The organism is Rubrimonas sp. (assembly GCF_036788415.1).
GTDB lineage: Bacteria > Pseudomonadota > Alphaproteobacteria > Rhodobacterales > Rhodobacteraceae > Rubrimonas.
On sequence record NZ_DAIQNN010000058.1, the window covers coordinates 1 to 15,220 of the forward strand.

The 15,220-nt window shown below is 72.9% G+C and carries 15 protein-coding genes and 1 tRNA gene; 8 read left to right on the forward strand and 8 right to left on the reverse strand.

Features of this window, described 5'->3' with window-relative positions; translation table 11 throughout:
- On the reverse strand, positions 1-955 hold a 955-nt coding region (locus V7Q31_RS12780; RefSeq protein WP_333834251.1), incomplete at its 3' end, for an Hpt domain-containing protein.
- Positions 952-1,320 carry a response regulator gene (locus tag V7Q31_RS12785; protein WP_333834252.1) on the reverse strand — a complete coding sequence of 123 codons (369 nt, stop codon included), beginning with the start codon at positions 1,318-1,320 and terminating at the stop codon, positions 952-954. The genes V7Q31_RS12785 and V7Q31_RS12780, both read right to left, overlap by 4 nt.
- A 214-nt stretch (positions 1,321-1,534) precedes the next feature.
- Between V7Q31_RS12785 and V7Q31_RS12790 the strand changes: the two genes are divergently transcribed.
- Genes V7Q31_RS12790 through V7Q31_RS12800 form a run of 3 tightly spaced genes read left to right on the forward strand, consistent with a single transcriptional unit; the run spans position 1,535 to position 3,465 of the window.
- On the forward strand, positions 1,535-1,915 hold the full coding sequence (locus V7Q31_RS12790) for a thiol-disulfide oxidoreductase DCC family protein (RefSeq protein WP_333834253.1): 381 nt from the start codon (positions 1,535-1,537) through the stop codon (positions 1,913-1,915).
- 58 nt (positions 1,916-1,973) lie between these two features.
- The gene (locus V7Q31_RS12795) at positions 1,974-2,825 is read left to right on the forward strand and encodes a TIGR01459 family HAD-type hydrolase (RefSeq protein ID WP_333834254.1); all 852 of its coding nucleotides are present in this window, start codon (positions 1,974-1,976) and stop codon (positions 2,823-2,825) included.
- Positions 2,826-2,847: 22 nt separating this feature from the next.
- Positions 2,848-3,465: a trimeric intracellular cation channel family protein gene (locus V7Q31_RS12800; RefSeq protein ID WP_333834255.1), complete on the forward strand. Its 618-nt coding sequence runs from the start codon at positions 2,848-2,850 to the stop codon at positions 3,463-3,465.
- 44 nt (positions 3,466-3,509) lie between these two features.
- On the opposite strand, the gene V7Q31_RS12805 is transcribed toward V7Q31_RS12800, so the two are convergent.
- Both V7Q31_RS12805 and V7Q31_RS12810 read right to left on the reverse strand, forming a co-directional pair.
- Positions 3,510-3,584 (reverse strand) — tRNA-Thr (locus tag V7Q31_RS12805).
- 188 nt (positions 3,585-3,772) lie between these two features.
- On the reverse strand, positions 3,773-4,261 hold the full coding sequence (locus tag V7Q31_RS12810; RefSeq protein ID WP_333834256.1) for a MarR family winged helix-turn-helix transcriptional regulator: 489 nt from the start codon (positions 4,259-4,261) through the stop codon (positions 3,773-3,775).
- A gap of 82 nt (positions 4,262-4,343) precedes the next feature.
- Between V7Q31_RS12810 and V7Q31_RS12815 the strand changes: the two genes are divergently transcribed.
- Genes V7Q31_RS12815 through V7Q31_RS12825 form a run of 3 tightly spaced genes read left to right on the forward strand, consistent with a single transcriptional unit; the run spans position 4,344 to position 9,109 of the window.
- Positions 4,344-6,119, forward strand: coding sequence for an N-acetylglutaminylglutamine amidotransferase (locus V7Q31_RS12815; protein WP_333834257.1), 1,776 nt, complete (start codon positions 4,344-4,346; stop codon positions 6,117-6,119).
- Between the two features lie 4 nt (positions 6,120-6,123).
- A complete protein-coding gene (gene ngg / locus V7Q31_RS12820) occupies positions 6,124-7,905 on the forward strand; it encodes an N-acetylglutaminylglutamine synthetase (RefSeq protein ID WP_333834258.1) in 1,782 nt (593 codons plus the stop codon).
- Between the two features lies 1 nt (position 7,906).
- The gene (locus V7Q31_RS12825; RefSeq protein ID WP_333834259.1) at positions 7,907-9,109 is read left to right on the forward strand and encodes an osmoprotectant NAGGN system M42 family peptidase; all 1,203 of its coding nucleotides are present in this window, start codon (positions 7,907-7,909) and stop codon (positions 9,107-9,109) included.
- A gap of 48 nt (positions 9,110-9,157) precedes the next feature.
- Here V7Q31_RS12825 and ruvB read toward each other — a convergent pair whose 3' ends face one another.
- From ruvB to ruvC, 3 genes are read right to left on the reverse strand one after another with little or no spacing between them, the layout of a single operon-like run.
- The gene (ruvB, locus tag V7Q31_RS12830; protein WP_333834260.1) at positions 9,158-10,195 is read right to left on the reverse strand and encodes a Holliday junction branch migration DNA helicase RuvB; all 1,038 of its coding nucleotides are present in this window, start codon (positions 10,193-10,195) and stop codon (positions 9,158-9,160) included.
- Between the two features lie 4 nt (positions 10,196-10,199).
- Positions 10,200-10,871 carry a Holliday junction branch migration protein RuvA gene (gene ruvA / locus V7Q31_RS12835; RefSeq protein ID WP_333834261.1) on the reverse strand — a complete coding sequence of 224 codons (672 nt, stop codon included), beginning with the start codon at positions 10,869-10,871 and terminating at the stop codon, positions 10,200-10,202.
- Complete coding sequence (gene ruvC / locus V7Q31_RS12840) at positions 10,868-11,368, reverse strand: crossover junction endodeoxyribonuclease RuvC (RefSeq protein ID WP_333834262.1); 501 nt, start codon at positions 11,366-11,368, stop codon at positions 10,868-10,870. Before ruvC ends, ruvA begins: the two co-directional genes overlap by 4 nt.
- A gap of 266 nt (positions 11,369-11,634) precedes the next feature.
- On the opposite strand from ruvC, the gene V7Q31_RS12845 reads away from it, so the two are divergent.
- Complete coding sequence (locus V7Q31_RS12845; RefSeq protein WP_333834263.1) at positions 11,635-11,874, forward strand: hypothetical protein; 240 nt, start codon at positions 11,635-11,637, stop codon at positions 11,872-11,874.
- A 14-nt stretch (positions 11,875-11,888) separates the two neighbouring features.
- Here V7Q31_RS12845 and V7Q31_RS12850 read toward each other — a convergent pair whose 3' ends face one another.
- On the reverse strand, positions 11,889-12,758 hold the full coding sequence (locus V7Q31_RS12850) for a 50S ribosomal protein L11 methyltransferase (protein WP_333834264.1): 870 nt from the start codon (positions 12,756-12,758) through the stop codon (positions 11,889-11,891).
- A 119-nt stretch (positions 12,759-12,877) separates the two neighbouring features.
- On the opposite strand from V7Q31_RS12850, the gene V7Q31_RS12855 reads away from it, so the two are divergent.
- Positions 12,878-15,145, forward strand: a complete 2,268-nt coding sequence (locus V7Q31_RS12855; protein WP_333834265.1) for an NADP-dependent malic enzyme — start codon at positions 12,878-12,880, stop codon at positions 15,143-15,145.
- Positions 15,146-15,220 lie beyond the last annotated feature (75 nt).

Consider the following 15,220-nt stretch of genomic DNA (forward strand, 5'->3'; position numbering starts at 1 on the left):
TGGGGTCCTCGCTGGCGCGGGCGAGCTGGCTGAGGCGCGCCTGCGCGATCACCAGTTCGCCGACATGGTCCATGATCGAATCGAGCCGATCGGTGGCGACGCGCATCGTCGCAGGCCCCGAGACGGCGCGCATCAACGCGCTGGCGGCGGGCAACCGGGGCGCCGGGCGCGCGGCGGCGTCCGCGCCACGGGCGGGGTCCGCCGCCTCGGGCGATTCGCCGCACTCGACCGGCGCGATCGCGAGCTCCGCCTGGTCGCGCACGAAGACGAACGCCTCCTCGATCGCCGCGCGCGGACGGTCGGTCAGCAGCGCGACGACGAAGCGCTCGCCGAACAGCGCGCGCGGCAGCTCGGCCGGATCGGCGACCGGACCCGTCGCCTCGCAGGCCACGTCGCAAAGGCCGAGGCCGGAAAGCTCCTCGAGGATCAGCGCGGGGTTGGCGCCCCAGTCGAGCAGCGTCTGCGGCAGCTTGAAGGCGATGCGCCACGCTGTCGGCGCGGCGCCGGGGTTGGCGCGCAGCGGATCGGCGGTCTCCGGCGGCTCGGCCGCGGCGCTCCGGAAGGCGGCGGCGAACGCGTCGAGGATCTCCGCCCCGGCGGCGTCGACCGCATCGGCGCCCTCCTCATGCGCGGGATCGGGCGCCGCATCGCCGCGGATCAGGGCGGCGGCGTGGTCCTTGGCGCGCAGCGCCTGGGCGATCATCGCCGGCGTGATCCGCGCCGCGCCGGCGCGCACCGTGTCGAAGGCGGATTCGAAGGCGTGCAGGAAGCCGGCCAACGCGCGGAAGCCGAACATGGCGCCCGAGCCTTTCAGCGTGTGCAGCGCGCGGAACGCCTGATCCACCAGCTCCGCGTCGTCGGGCGCGGTCTCCAGATCGAGCAGCGCCTGCTCGAGGCTCGCCAGAAGCTCGTCCGCCTCGACGCGGAAGACGGCGGCGGGATCGGTCGCGCTCATGCGCCCGCCACCTTGCGCAGGGCGTCGAGAAGCTGCTGCTGGGTGAAGGGCTTGGTCAGCCACGCCGTGGCGCCCGCCTCGCGCGCCTCGGCCTTCATCGCATCGCCCGACTCGGTGGTGAGCACGATCACCGGCACGCCCTGGCTCTGCGGCGTGGCGCGGAACTGCCGGATGAACTCGATTCCGTTCATCACCGGCATGTTGATGTCGGTCACCACGGCGTCGAAGCGGGCGCCGCCGGTCTTCTGCAACGCCTCCGCGCCGTTCTTGGCTTCCGAGACGTCGTAGCCGTAGTCGAGCAGGGTCATGCGGATCAGCTGCCGGACGGAGGGCGAATCCTCGACGGCGAGGACGGTCTTGCTCATGGCGCGGCGATCTCCTTCCGAAGCGGCGACCGACCGGACGCGCGCGCCGGGGGACGATCCGGGCGAAAATCCGGGGCGGGCATGCGGCGCCCGCGCGACGGTGCTAGGCCCGCAAGCGTGAAAACCGGCCTAACGGCCGCATGGCGACCGCGCGGCGGCCCCTATCTCGCGCGCGAAGCTTGGCGCAGGGGCCGGCGGCGCTAGGTCCGGACGTATGGAAACTTCGACCGCTCCCGAGATCGCCGACCCCGCCCGCGCCGTCGAGGCGTTCTACGACGGCGGCTGCCCGCTCTGCCGCGCCGAAATCGCGACCTACCGGGCGATGCCGGGGGGCGAGACCATCGCCTGGCGCGACGCTTCGAACGGCGCCGCGCCGCCCGAGATCGGCGCGCAGGCGGCGCTCGCGCGCTTTCATGTGCGGCGGGCCGATGGCGGGATCGCCTCGGGCTTCCGGGCCTTCCTCGCGATCTGGCGGGCCAATCCGCGTCTGGCCCCGCTCGCCCGCCTGCTCGACCGCGCGCCCTTCACCTGGGCCGGGGAAGCGGCCTACCGGCTGTTTCTGGCGATCCGCCCGCTCTGGCGTCGCCCCGGTTGACGTCGCCCGCCCGCGTGACTTAGGCGAGCGACGCATATCGACCCCGGAGCCGCCGCCCATGACCGCGCAGATCATCCGCTCGCTCTCCGAGGTCGCGCCGCGCTACGGCGCGCTGCTCTGCGACGTCTGGGGCTGCTATCATGACGGCGTCGCGCCCTATCCGGCGGCGGTCGCGGCCCTGCGGGCGTTCCGGGCGCAGGGCGGCGTGGTCCTGCTGCTGACCAACGCGCCGCGCCCGGCGAGCGCCGTCCGCGCGCATCTGCTGTCGATGGGCGCGCCGGAGGACAGCTGGGACGCCATCGTCACCTCGGGCGACGCGGCGCGCAACGAGGTCGCCTCGGGGCGGATGGGCGCGCGGGTCGAGCATGTCGGGCCGGAGCGCGACCTGCCTTTCTTCGACGGGCTTTCCGTGGCGCGCGTGGGCCGCGACGCGGCGGAGAGCGTGGTGCTGACAGGCCTGTTCGACGACGAGACCGAGACGCCCGAGGATTACGCCGCCGCCATCGCCGACTGGCGCGACCGCGACCTGCCCATGCTGTGCTGCAACCCCGACGTGGTCGTGCATCGCGGTCCGCGGCTGCTCTACTGCGCCGGCGCGATCGCGCAGGCCTACGAGGCGGCGGGCGGGCGGGTCGTCCAGGCCGGCAAGCCGCATCCGCCGATCTATCGCCTTGCGGCCGAAGTGCTGGCGGCGCGCGGCGCGACCGGGCGCGTGCTGGCCATCGGCGACGGCGTCGCGACCGACATCGCAGGCGCCGCGGCGCAGGGGATCGACACGTTGTTCGTCGCCGGCGGGCTGGCGGCGGCGGAGCTGTCCGACGATCCCGAGACGCCCGACCCCGCGCGCCTCGGCCCGTGGCTCGCCCGCCACGGGGCAGCGCCGGCCTACGTCATCGGGCGGTTGCGATGACCGGATGTCGGGGAGCGGATCGATGACGCCGCACGCCGTCGCCGCCTTCGACCTCGTCGCGGTGTTCGTCTTCGCGATCTCGGGCGCGTTGCTTGCGGGCCGCAAGGGGCTCGACCTGTTCGGGATGTTCGTCTGCGCCTTCTTCACCGGCGTGGGCGGCGGCACGATCCGCGACGTGCTGCTCGACCGGACGGTGTTCTGGCTGGCGGACGGGCGCTATCTCGCGGCGGCGGCGCTCGCCACGGCGGCGGTGTTTCTCGCCGGCGAGCGGGTCGAGCGTCTGAACCGCCCGCTCGGCTGGGCCGACGCGGCGGGGCTCGCGGTCGCGACGCCGCTGGGCGTGGCGGCGGCGCGCGGCGTCGGCGCGGAGTGGCCGATCCTGCTGGCTATGGGCGTGATCACCGCGAGCTTCGGCGGCGTGATCCGCGACGTGCTTTGCCGGGAGCCGCCGATGGCGTTGCACCGCGAAGTCTACGCCACCGCCGCGCTGGGGGGCGCCGTCGTCAACGTCCTCGTCTACGCGCTGACCGAAGGACGCTGGGCCGCGGCCCTCGCCTGCGCGGCGGCGACGTTCGCGATCCGCGCGGCGGCGATGGTCCGGGGCTGGGAGGCGCCGCGCTGGCGCGGATTCGGAAAATGAACGCAGCCGGCTGCGCCCGTCGGGCGCGCGCAGACCGAGCATGATGGCGCCCCAGGGGAATTCCGAGATCCCGACCTATCGCTTACAAGGCGATTGCTCTGCCTCTGAGCTACTGGGGCATTTTCCGTCGTTTAACCGACGGGGTCGCGTCTTGCAAGTCGTCAAGACTTTAGGCGAACGGGTTTAACCCTTTACTCTACATGAGAGATTTCACACCTTGTCGCCGCCGGGCGACGCGCGCGCGCGGGTCTCGGCGGCGGTCCTCACAGAGCGGCCTTCGGCTTCGACGCAGCGGCGACCGCTCGGCCTATGCGTCGCCGGGCGTTCCTTGCGCCCCCTCCGGCGTGGACTCGACCGGCGCTGCGGCGTCGCCGAGAAGGCGCGCAAGGTCTTCGAGCGCTTCGAGGATGCGCGACCGCGCCTGCGGATCGAGCGCGGCGAACCGCGCGGCGAAGGCCTCGCCCAGCGGGGCGGGCGCGGCGTCGAGCGCGGCGCGGCCCTTCTCCGTCACCCGCGCATGCGCCAGCCTGCGGTCGCGCGTCGAGCGATAGCGGGCGATCAGCCCCTTGGCCTCGAGCTTATCCAGCACGCCGACGACAGTCGGCGGGCTGAGATCGGCCTCGACCGACAACGTCCGGCTCGCGACCTCGCCGAGATCGCGGATGCAGCCCAGCACGATCAGCTGCGGCAGGGTCAACCCCACCGCCCGGTCGATGCGGTGCGATTGCACGTCGAAGGCGCGGGCGATCCGCCGCCCCGCCTTCACCACCGCCCGCAATTGCCGCTCCTGCTCCATCCCCGTCCGGTTGCGCCCTAATGATTAATACGCTAACTAACGCGCCGAACCTGATCTGGCAATGACGACGAGGTGGCGCGGGATGTGCGGGATATGCGGCGAAGTGGCGTTCGGAGACCGGCGGGCCTCGACGGGGGCGATCGCGCGGATGGCCGACGCCATGGCGCCGCGGGGGCCGGACGGCGCGGGGGTCTGGGCGCAGGGCCGCGTCGGCTTCGGCCATCGCCGCCTGAAGATCATCGACCTGTCCGACGCCGCCGCGCAGCCTTTCGTCGACACCGGCCTCGGCCTGACCGTCGTCTTCAACGGCTGCATCTACAATTTCCGCGACCTGCGCGCCGAGCTCGAAGCGGCGGGCCATGTCTTCGCCTCGCAGGGCGACACGGAGGTGATCCTGAAGGCCTGGGCCGAGTGGGGGCCGACTTGCGTCGCGCGCTTCCACGGAATGTTCGCCTTCGCGATCCACGAGCGCGCGACCGGCCGCGTCGCCTTCGCGCGCGACCGTTTCGGGATCAAGCCGCTCTACTTCGCCGAGGTCGACGGCGCGCTCCGCTTCGCCTCGACTCTGCCCGCGCTGCTGGCGGCGGGCGGCGTCGATGCGACGATCGACCGGGTGGCGCTGCATCATTACATGAGCTGGCACGCGGTCGTCCCGCCGCCGCGCACCATCCTGTCGGGCGTGCGCAAGCTGCCGCCGGCGACGGTGCGCGTCGTCGAGCCGGACGGCGCAGCGCGCGACCATGTCTACTGGGCGCCCGAGTTCACGCGCAGCGCGGAGGACGCCGCCCGCCCGGCCGAGGAATGGCGCGACATGGCGCTGGAGGCGCTGAGGGTCGCCGTGCGCCGGCGCATGGTGGCCGACGTGCCGGTGGGCGTGCTGCTGTCGGGCGGGGTGGACAGCTCGATGATCGTCGGCCTTCTGGCGCAGGAGGGCCAGACGGGCCTTGCGACCTATTCCATCGGCTTCGAGGAGGCGAAAGGCGAGAAGGGCGACGAGTTCGTCTATTCCGACTTCATCGCCGAGCGCTTCGGGACCGATCACCACAAGATCTTCATTCCCTCCGAAGAGATGCGCGCCAATCTGCCCGCCGCGATCGCTGCGATGTCGGAGCCGATGGTCTCCTACGACAACATCGGCTTCTTCCTGCTGTCGCGCGAAGTGTCCAAGACCATCAAGGTCGTGCAGTCGGGTCAGGGTGCGGACGAGGTGTTCGGCGGCTATCACTGGCATCCGCCGATGGCCGACGCCAACGACCCCGTCGCAGCCTATGCCGACGCGTTCTTCGACCGCGACCATGCGCGGCTCGCGACCCAGCTGGCCCCCGACTGGCTCGCCGACAAGGACGAGTCGCTGGCCTATGTCGCCGAGCACTTCGCCCGCCCCGGCGCCGACGATCCGGTCGACAAGGCGCTGCGCCTCGACGCCAATGTGATGCTCGTCGACGACCCGGTGAAGCGGGTCGACAACATGACCATGGCCTGGGGGCTCGAGGCGCGGGTGCCGTTCCTCGATCACGAGCTGGTGGAGCTCGCCGGGCGCATCCCGTCGCGCTTCAAGCTCGCGCAGGGCGGCAAGGGCGTGCTGAAGGAGGCCGCGCGCAAGGTGGTCCCCTCGGAGGTCATCGACCGGCCGAAGGGTTATTTCCCGGTGCCCGCGCTCAAATATGTCGACGGCCCCTATCTGGAGATGTGCCGCGACGCGCTGACGAGCCCGGCGGCGCGTGAACGGGGCCTGTTCCGCAAGGAGTGGCTCGACGCCCTGTTCGCGGCGCCGGCGGAGCATGTCACGAAGCTGCGCGGCTCGGAGCTGTGGCAGGCGGCGTTGCTCGAAAGCTGGTTGCAGGCGCAGGGGGTCTGACGCGATGACCGAGAAGGACAGCGCGCGCCGCCTCGCCGCCCAGGGCCAGAGGCTGCGCCGGATGCGCGCCGAGAGCCTCGACCCGCCGCGCTACGGCGCGGACAGGCCGCGCGCCGACGCGCTGATCGATTGCGGCTGGGGGCGGCTGATCTTCGCCAATACGTTCGAGGATGCGGGCAGGATCGCCGAGGTGCTGCGCGCCGAGGGCGCCGACCGCCGCGACATCGCGCTCTATGTCCGCGAGCCGCAGGTGCTGCTGGCCGCCGCGCCGCAGGAGCTGTTTCTCGACCCCTCGGTGACCTACCGGCTCGACCTCGCCACCTACCGCCCCGCCCCGCGCCGGCGGAGCGCCTTCACCGTGCGCCGGCTCTCGACCCGGCGCGACGCCGAAGCCGTCAACGCGCTCTACGCCGAGCGGTCCATGGTGCCGGTGCCGCCCGATTTCTTCTGGAGCAAGCGCGACGCCCGCGCGCTGACCGTGCTGGTCGCCGAGGATGCGGAGACCGGCGAGGTGCTTGGTTCGGCGATGGGCGTCGATCACGGGCTCGCCTTCGACGATCCGGCGCATGGCGCGTCGCTGTGGTGCCTCGCCGTCGGCAGGCAGGCCCCGCATGCGGGGATCGGCGAGTCGCTGGTGCGGCGGCTGGCCGAGCTGTTCAAGGCGCGGGGCGCGGCGCAGATGGACCTCTCGGTGCTGCACGACAACGCCCAGGCCATCGCGCTCTACGAGAAGCTCGGCTTTCGCCGCGTGCCGGTGTTCGCCGTCAAGCGCCGCAACGTGATCAACGAAAAGCTCTATGTCGGCGCCGATCCCGGCGACGCCGCGCTCAACCCCTATGCGCGGATCATCGTCGACGAGGCGCGCCGGCGCGGCATCCATGTCGAGGTGACCGACGCCGAGGGCGGCTTCTTCCGGCTGACCTATGGCGGGCGCTCGGTGCGCTGCCGCGAGGCGCTGTCGGAGTTCACCTCCGCCGTCGCGATGTCGATCTGCGACGACAAGCGCGCCACCCGTCGCATCGTCGAGGCCGCCGGCGTGCGCTGCCCGGCCCAGCTGACAGAGCAATCGGCGTCGGCGCGCGCCGATTTTCTCGCCGAGCATGGCGAGGTGGTGGTCAAGCCCGCGCGCGGCGAACAGGGCCGCGGCGTCGCGGTGGGATTGAAGACCGAGCCGGAGATGGAGGCGGCGGTCGAGGCGGCGAGGCGCTTCTGCGACGAGGTGATCGTGGAAGCCTGCTTCCGCGGCGAGGACCTGCGGCTGGTGGTGATCGACTACAAGGTGGTCGCGGCGGCGATCCGCCGGCCCGCGCAGGTGGTGGGCGACGGACGCGCCAGCATCCGCGACCTGATCGAAGTGCAGAGCCGCCGCCGCGCCGCAGCCACCGGCGGCGAGAGCCGCATCCCGCTCGACGCCGAGACGGAACGCTGCGTGCGCGAGGCCGGCTTCGCGATGGAGGACGCGCCCGAGCAGGGCGTCGTCGTGCCCGTGCGCAAGACCGCCAATCTGCACACCGGCGGCACCATCCATGACGTCACCCACACCACCCACCCCGCGCTGATCGAGGCGGCGGTCAAGGCGGCGCGGGCCATCGAGATCCCGGTGACCGGGATCGACCTGATGGTGAAGTCGCCGCGCGGGCCGGATTACGCGTTCATCGAGGCGAACGAGCGCCCGGGGCTCGCCAATCACGAGCCGCAGCCGACCGCCGAGCGCTTCATCGACCTGCTGTTTCCGCTGTCGGCGCCGCAGACGGCCCGGCTGGCGCAGCGCCGCATCGGGGGCTGACATGGAGAAGACGACCGCGCCGGCGACCGGCGCCGCGCCCGCCCATGGGCGCCGGCTGGACATCGACGTCGAGTATCTGCGCAGCCGGCTTTCCGCGCTGCTCGCGATCCCCAGCCCCACCGGCTACACCGACACGGCGGTGCGCCATGTCTGCGCCGAGCTCGAGGCGCTGGGGGTCGACTACGACATGACCCGGCGCGGCGCGATCCGCGCCCGGCTGGCGGGGGCCGAGGCCGGCGGCGCGCGCGCCATCGTCTCGCATCTCGACACGCTCGGCGCGCAGGTGCGGGCGCTGAAGGCGAACGGGCGGCTCGCCCTCGCGCCGATCGGCGTCTGGTCGGCGCGCTTCGCCGAAGGGGCGCGGGTGCGGCTCTTCACCGACAAGGGCGCCTATACGGGCACGATCCTGCCGTTGAAGGCCTCGGGCCATACCTTCGACGACGAGGTCGACGCCGCGCCCATCGGCTGGGACCATGTCGAGCTGCGCGTCGACGCGCTGGCCTACGACCTCGGCGATCTGCGCCGGCTGGGGATCGAGGTCGGCGACATCGCCGCGATCGAGCCGCAGCCGGAATTCCTCGACAACGGCTTCATCGTCTCGCGCCATCTCGACAACAAGGCGGGGGCCGCCGCGATGCTCGCGGCGCTGAAGGCGCTGCGCGAGGCCGGAACGCAGCCGCCGGTCGACCTGTTCTTCCTCTTCACCATCGCCGAGGAAGTCGGCCACGGCGCCGCCTCGATCCTCCTTCCCGACATCGCCTCGCTGGTCGCGGTCGACAACGGGACCACCGCGCCGGGGCAGAATTCGGCGGAATTCGGCGTGACCATCGCCATGGCCGACGAGACCGGCCCGTTCGACTACCACCTCACCCGCAAGCTCGCGGCGCTGTGCCGCGACAACGACATCCGCATGCAGAAGGACATGTTCCGCCATTACCGCTCCGACAGCGCGTCGGCCATCGAGGCGGGCGCGGACGTGCGCACGGCGCTGGTGACTTTCGGCGTCGATGCGAGCCACGGCTACGAGCGCATCCACATGCACGCGCTGCGTTCGCTGGCCGAACTGCTGACCGCCTACGCCGCGAGCGAAGTGGACATCCCGCGCGACCGGCTGCCCGTGAGTGGGCTCAGAGGCTTCACCCGCCAGCCCACCGCCCCGGCCTCGCGCGACCGCGAGACGCCGAGCGGCCGGCGCACGCCGTGAGCGCGACGCCCGCCGACGACGCGCCGCGCGGGGCGCTTCGGGGCCGGATCACAGCTCGCCCTCGAACAGCCCCGGCTGCGACGCCCGCCCCGGCGGCGGCAGCCCCAGATGCGTCCATGCGCGGTGCGCCAGCATCCGGCCCCTCGGGGTGCGCTGGATGAAGCCCTGCTGCAGCAGGAAGGGCTCGATCACCTCCTCCACCGCGTCGCGCGCCTCCGACAGCGCGGCGGCGATGGTCTCCACCCCCACCGGCCCGCCTTCATAGGCCTCGGCGATCAGGCGCAGATAGCGGCGGTCCGCCCCGTCCAGCCCCGCCGAATCGACCCCAAGCCGGGTCAGCGCGCGGTCGGCGAGCGCGCGCGTCACCCGGCCGTCGCCCTCGACCAGCGCGAAATCGGCGACGCGGCGCAACAGCCGCCCCGCCACCCGCGGCGTCCCGCGGGCGCGCCGGGCGATCTCGGCGGCGCCTTCTGGCTCGGCGGGCGCGCCCATCAGCTTCGCCGCGCGCGTCACGATCAGGCCGAGTTCGGCTTCGGTGTAGAAGTCGAGCCGGGTGGGGATGCCGAAGCGGTCGCGCAGCGGCGTGGTCAGCAGGCCGAGCCTCGTCGTGGCGCCGACCAGCGTGAAGGGCGGCAGGTCGATGCGCACCGAGCGCGCGCCGGGGCCCTCGCCGATCACCAGATCGAGCGCGAAATCCTCGAGCGCGGGATAGAGGATCTCCTCCACGGCGGGGTTCAGCCGGTGGATCTCGTCGATGAACAGCACGTCGCGGGCTTCGAGATTGGTCAGGATCGCCGCCAGATCGCCCGCCCGCGCGATCACCGGGCCGGACGTCATGCGGAACCCCACCCCCAGCTCGCGCGCCATGATCTGGGCGAGGGTGGTCTTGCCGAGGCCGGGCGGGCCGTAGAGAAGCACATGGTCGAGCGCCTGCCGCCGCTGGCGCGCGGCGCCGACGAACACCCGCAGATTGGCCTTCGCCTCCTCCTGGCCGATGAAGCTGTCGAGCGTTTCGGGCCGCAGCGCGCGGTCGAGCCCGTCCTCGGGCTGGGACTCGGGGCGGATCAGGGGGTCGGAGGCGGTCACGCGGTCAGACCTGCGCCGCCAGCGCCTTCAGCGCGGCCCGGATCAGCCCCTGCGGGGTCGCCTCGGCGCCAGAGGCGAGCGCGGCGGAGACCGCCGCCGCCGCCTCGCCCTCGCCATAGCCCAGATTCGTCAGCGCCGAGAGCGCGTCCGACAGCGACGCCGCGCGGTGCTCGTCCTCGGGGGGCGCAGGTTCGGCGACGCCGGGCGCCGCGCCCTGCGACGGCGCGACTGCGTGAACCTGCGCGGGGCGCGCCGCCGCCGCGCCGAGCGCCATCACGGCGGGCGCCTTGTCGCGCAGCTCGTTGACGATGCGCGCGGCGAGCTTGGGACCGACGCCGGGCGCCGCGCGGATCGCAGTCGCGTCCCCCAGCGCCAGCGCCCGCCCCACCGCCTCGGGCCCCAGCGCGCCGAGCACGCCGAGCGCCACGCGCGCGCCGACGCCCTGCACGCCGGTGAGCAGCCGATGCCATTCCCGCTCGGCCAGCGTCGGGAAGCCGAACAGCAGCATCGCATCCTCGCGCACGACGAATTCGGTGTAGAGCGCCGCGGGCCGCCCCGGCTTCAGCCCCGCCAGCGTGCGGCGCGAGCAGGCGACGACATAGCCGACGCCGCCCGCCTCGATCAGCGCGTGATCTTCCGCGACGTAATCCACCAGCCCGGTGATCTTGCCGATCATGCCGAGGCTCCCAGCGCCGCCAGCCGCGAGGCCGGACCGGAGCGGTGCGCGCGCACGATGGCGATGGCGAGCGCGTCCCACGCGTCATGCGTGCTCGCCCGCGCGCCCGGCAGAAGCGCCGCGACCATCGCCGCCACCTGCCCTTTCTCCGCGCGCCCGACGCCGACGATGGCCTTCTTCACCTCGTTGGGCGCGTATTCCGCCACCTCCAGCCCCGCCTGCGCCAGCGCCAGCAGCGCCACGCCCCGCGCCTGCCCCAGCAACAGCGCGCCCGAAGGGTCGGCGTTGACGAAAGTCCGCTCGATGGCGGCGGCGTCGGGGCGGTGCTCGGCGATCACGGCGGAGAGATCGGCGTGCAGCCGGCTCAGCCGCGCGGCGAGGTCGCCCGCGCCCGACAGGCAGGCGCCGCTCGCCACATGGCGCAGCCGCCCGCCCCGATGCTCGATCACGCCCCAGCCGGCGCGGCGCAGTCCCGGATCGACGCCGATGATGCGCATGAGCCCCCGAAGCGAAGCGGGCGCGACGCTCTGTCGCCCACCCGGACTCGCTAGCACGAAGCGGGAACGCGCGCCAAGGGAAATCCGCCTGCGACGCCCACGCGACGGCTCGGCGACGGCGGCCCATCGCAGGCGCCAGATCGTTGAAATCCGGTTGAAAACCCCATGCGTCCCGCGCATGGGGGCATTGCGTCCGCCCCGATTGCGGAGCGCCCGGCCGCCCGCTACCTGCCCATGCGAACCGGTGCACAGCCCGAGAGGCCGCCATGACCTATATCGACCCGCGCAGCCGCGCTCCGCTCGGCGCCGTCGCCATCTACCGCGTCGTCGCCGCCGTCGAGGCGGTCGCCGCGCCCGTCCTGCGCCTGTGGACCGAGGCGCGCCTGCGATCCCGCGTCGCGAAGATGAGCCGCCGCCAGCGCGCCGACTACGGCCTGCCCGCGGAAGGCGCCGAGCGGCTCGACCTCGACACGCTCCAGCGCCTGCTCGGCGAGGACCGCCGCTGAAAATCCGCTGACGTTCAGCGCCGCAGGGTGAGCGTCGTCCAGCCGTTCACCCGCAGCCGGGCCGCGCGCGAGAAGCCCCAGCCGCGCCACACCGCCTCGACGCCCGGCGCCTGCGCGTCGAGCAGCCCCGACAGGATCGCCCGCCCGCCCGGCGCGACCCGCACGGCCATGTCCGGCGCCAGCCGCTTCAGCGGGCGGGCGAGGATATTGGCGAAGACCAGTTCGAAGGCCGGCCCCTCGCGCAGCGCCGCCGCCCGGAACCCCGCCCCGGTCGCGCAGCGCACCAGCGGGCCCACGCCGTTGATCGCGGCGTTCGCCCGCGCGGTCGCCGTCGCGACCGCGTCGATGTCGGAGGCGACCGCCCGCACGCGCCAGAGCTTCGCCGCCGCCATCGCGAGCACGCCCGTCCCCGCGCCCACATCCGCCACGCGCCGCGGGCGGAATCCGCCGCGCGCGAGCCGGTCGAGCGCCATCAGGCAGCCTTGGGTCGTCGCGTGATGGCCGGTGCCGAAGGCCATCGCCGCCTCGATGCGCAGTCCGATGAGATTTGACGGGATGCGGTGCGCGTCGTGCTCGCCATAGGCCACGAAGCGCCCCGCGCGCACCGGGGACAGCTCGCGGCGCACCTGCGCCACCCAGTCGCGGGGCTCGACTTTCGACACCGCGAAGCCCCGCGCCCCATGCGCCGCCGCCAGCAGCGCCAGCGCCACCTCGTCGGGCTTCTCGGTGAAATAGCCGCCGACTTCGTAGAGCCCCGAACCGTCCTCCAGCTCGAAGGCGGCGACGCCGGTCGGCGCGGGATCGAGCCGCTCCAGCGCCTGGGCGAGCAGATCGGCGGCCTCGATGTCGGGCAGCGTGGTCAGGGCGGTCCAGGTTGCGGACATCGGGGGCTCCTGCGGGGCGGCGGCCATGGCGCGAACGTCGCCTCGACCGCCCGGATCGGCTGGCATAGTCTGCGCTACGAGCGCGGCTCGCCACGCGCGCCGCGAGGGGGAGACGCCGCATGCCCGACACGCTCAAGCGCGAAGCGTTGCGCTATCACGAGGACGAGCCGCATGGAAAGCTTCAGGTCGTCCCCACCAAGCCGATGGCGACGCAGCACGATCTGGCGCTCGCCTACAGCCCCGGCGTCGCCTTCGCCTGCGAGGCCATCGCCGACGACCCCGCCGCCGCCGACACGCTGACGGGGCGCTCCAACCTCGTCGCGGTGATCACCAACGGCACCGCCGTGCTCGGCCTCGGCGACATCGGGCCGCTGGCGTCCAAGCCCGTGATGGAGGGCAAGGCGGCGCTCTTCAAGAAGTTCTCCGGCATCGACGTGTTCGACGTCGAGATCGCGGAGAAGGCTGTCGAACCCTTCGTCGAGGCGGTGGCGCGGCTCGAGCCCACATTCGGCGGGATCAACCTCGAGGACATCAAGGCGCCGGAATGCTTCGAGATCGAGGCGCAGCTGCGCGCGCGCATGGCGATCCCGGTGTTCCATGACGACCAGCACGGCACGGCCATCGTCACCGCCGCCGCGGTGCTGAACGCGTTGGAGCTCCAGGGCAAGCGGCTGGAGGACGCGAAAATCGCCTGCAACGGGGCCGGCGCGGCGGCGCTGGCCTGCCTCGATCTGCTGGTCGCCTTCGGCGCGCGCCGCGAGAACATCGCAATCTGCGACCGCAAGGGCGTCGTGTTCGAAGGCCGCGAGGGGGTGGACAAGTACAAGGCCCGCTACGCCCGCCGCACCGACATGCGCACGCTCGCCGACGCGATGACGGGCGCCGACATCTTCCTCGGCCTGTCGGCGGCGAAGGCGGTGACGCCGGAGATGGCGGCGGGCATGGCGCCGCGCCCGCTGATCCTCGCCATGGCCAATCCCGAACCCGAGATCCGCCCAGAACTCGTGAAAGCGGTGCGCGACGACGCCATCGTCGCCACCGGGCGCAGCGACTATCCCAATCAGGTCAACAACGTGCTGTGCTTTCCGTTCATCTTCCGCGGCGCGCTCGATTGCGGCGCGACCGAGATCAACGAGGCGATGAAGCGCGCCTGCGCGCAAGGCATCGCGCGGATGGCCCAGGCCGAGGCGTCGGACGTGGTCGCGGCGGCCTATGGCGGCGAGACGCTCAGCTTCGGTCCGGACTACATCATCCCCAAGCCCTTCGATCCCCGCCTGATCCTCGAAATCCCGCCGCTCGTCGCGCAGGCGGCGATGGACAGCGGCGTCGCCCGCCGGCCGATCGCCGACATGGACGCCTATCGCGATCGGCTGCGCCGCTTCGTGTTCCGCTCCGAGATGCTGATGTCGCCGGTCTTCGAGCGCGCGGCGTCGGACCCCCGTCGCGTGGCGCTCGCAGAGGGCGACGAGGACCGGGTGCTGCATGCGGCCCAGCAGGCCTCGGCGATGGGGATCGCGCGCCCCGTGCTGATCGGCGACGCAGGCCGGATCGCTGCGCGGGCGGCGGAGCTGGGCCTGAACCTGCGCGCGGGGCTCGGGGTCGAGATCGTCGATCCGGCGACCATCGACGCGGACGCGTACGGCGTGGCGCTTCACGAACGCGTCGGGCGGCAGGGCGTTTCGCCGCGGGAGGCGCGGCGGGGGGTGCGCAACGATCCTTCGGTGCTCGCCTTCCTGATGCTCGCCCGCGGCGAGGTGGATGCGGCGATCTGCGGCGCGGGCGGGCGGTTCGGCCATCACCTCGCGCGGCTCGAAGGCATCGTCGGACGGGCGGAGGGGGCGAGCCGGCTGTCGACGCTGAACGGGCTGGTGCTGCCGGGCGGGGCGATCTTTCTCGCCGACGCCTATGTCGCGGTCGACCCCAGCGCGCAGGAGATCGCCGAGATCGGGTTGCTGGCCGCGCGGACGATGCGGCGGATCGGCGTCGAGCCCAAGGCGGCGCTGGTCTGCCACTCGAATTTCGGCGATCGTCCAAGCCCTTCGGCGCGCAAGATGGCCGCAGCGACCGCCATACTGAAAGCCTGCGCCGATTTCGAGGTCGACGGCGAGATGCACGCCGACGCGGCGCTCTCGGAGGCGCTGCGGGCGCGGGCGGTGGCGCAGTCGGGTCTCAGCGGCGCCGCGAACCTGTTCCTGACGCCCAACGCCGACGCGGCGCACATCGCGCTGGGGCTGCTGAAGACGCTGGGCGGGGGCATTCCGGTGGGGCCGATCATGATGGGCGCGGCGCGGCCCGGACATGTCGTCTCGCAGTCGGTGACGGTGCGGGGGCTGCTCAACATGATCGCGCTGGCGGCGGTGGAGGCGCAGGCGGCGGCGTCGGACTAGCGTCGGATTTCCGTCGGACATCCGTCGGACTTCCGTCGGACTTCCGTCGGACTTCCGTCGGACTTCCGTCGGACA

Coding starts and splice junctions, on each gene's coding strand:
- V7Q31_RS12855 (WP_333834265.1), top strand. CDS start 12,878: ATGCCCGACACGCTCAAGCGCGAAGCGTTGCGCTATCACGAGGACGAG.
- ruvA (WP_333834261.1), bottom strand. CDS start 10,871: ATGATCGGCAAGATCACCGGGCTGGTGGATTACGTCGCGGAAGATCAC.
- V7Q31_RS12790 (WP_333834253.1), top strand. CDS start 1,535: ATGGAAACTTCGACCGCTCCCGAGATCGCCGACCCCGCCCGCGCCGTC.
- V7Q31_RS12800 (WP_333834255.1), top strand. CDS start 2,848: ATGACGCCGCACGCCGTCGCCGCCTTCGACCTCGTCGCGGTGTTCGTC.
- V7Q31_RS12815 (WP_333834257.1), top strand. CDS start 4,344: ATGTGCGGGATATGCGGCGAAGTGGCGTTCGGAGACCGGCGGGCCTCG.
- V7Q31_RS12825 (WP_333834259.1), top strand. CDS start 7,907: ATGGAGAAGACGACCGCGCCGGCGACCGGCGCCGCGCCCGCCCATGGG.
- V7Q31_RS12785 (WP_333834252.1), bottom strand. CDS start 1,320: ATGAGCAAGACCGTCCTCGCCGTCGAGGATTCGCCCTCCGTCCGGCAG.
- ruvC (WP_333834262.1), bottom strand. CDS start 11,368: ATGCGCATCATCGGCGTCGATCCGGGACTGCGCCGCGCCGGCTGGGGC.
- V7Q31_RS12845 (WP_333834263.1), top strand. CDS start 11,635: ATGACCTATATCGACCCGCGCAGCCGCGCTCCGCTCGGCGCCGTCGCC.
- V7Q31_RS12810 (WP_333834256.1), bottom strand. CDS start 4,261: ATGGAGCAGGAGCGGCAATTGCGGGCGGTGGTGAAGGCGGGGCGGCGG.
- ngg (WP_333834258.1), top strand. CDS start 6,124: ATGACCGAGAAGGACAGCGCGCGCCGCCTCGCCGCCCAGGGCCAGAGG.
- V7Q31_RS12850 (WP_333834264.1), bottom strand. CDS start 12,758: ATGTCCGCAACCTGGACCGCCCTGACCACGCTGCCCGACATCGAGGCC.
- V7Q31_RS12795 (WP_333834254.1), top strand. CDS start 1,974: ATGACCGCGCAGATCATCCGCTCGCTCTCCGAGGTCGCGCCGCGCTAC.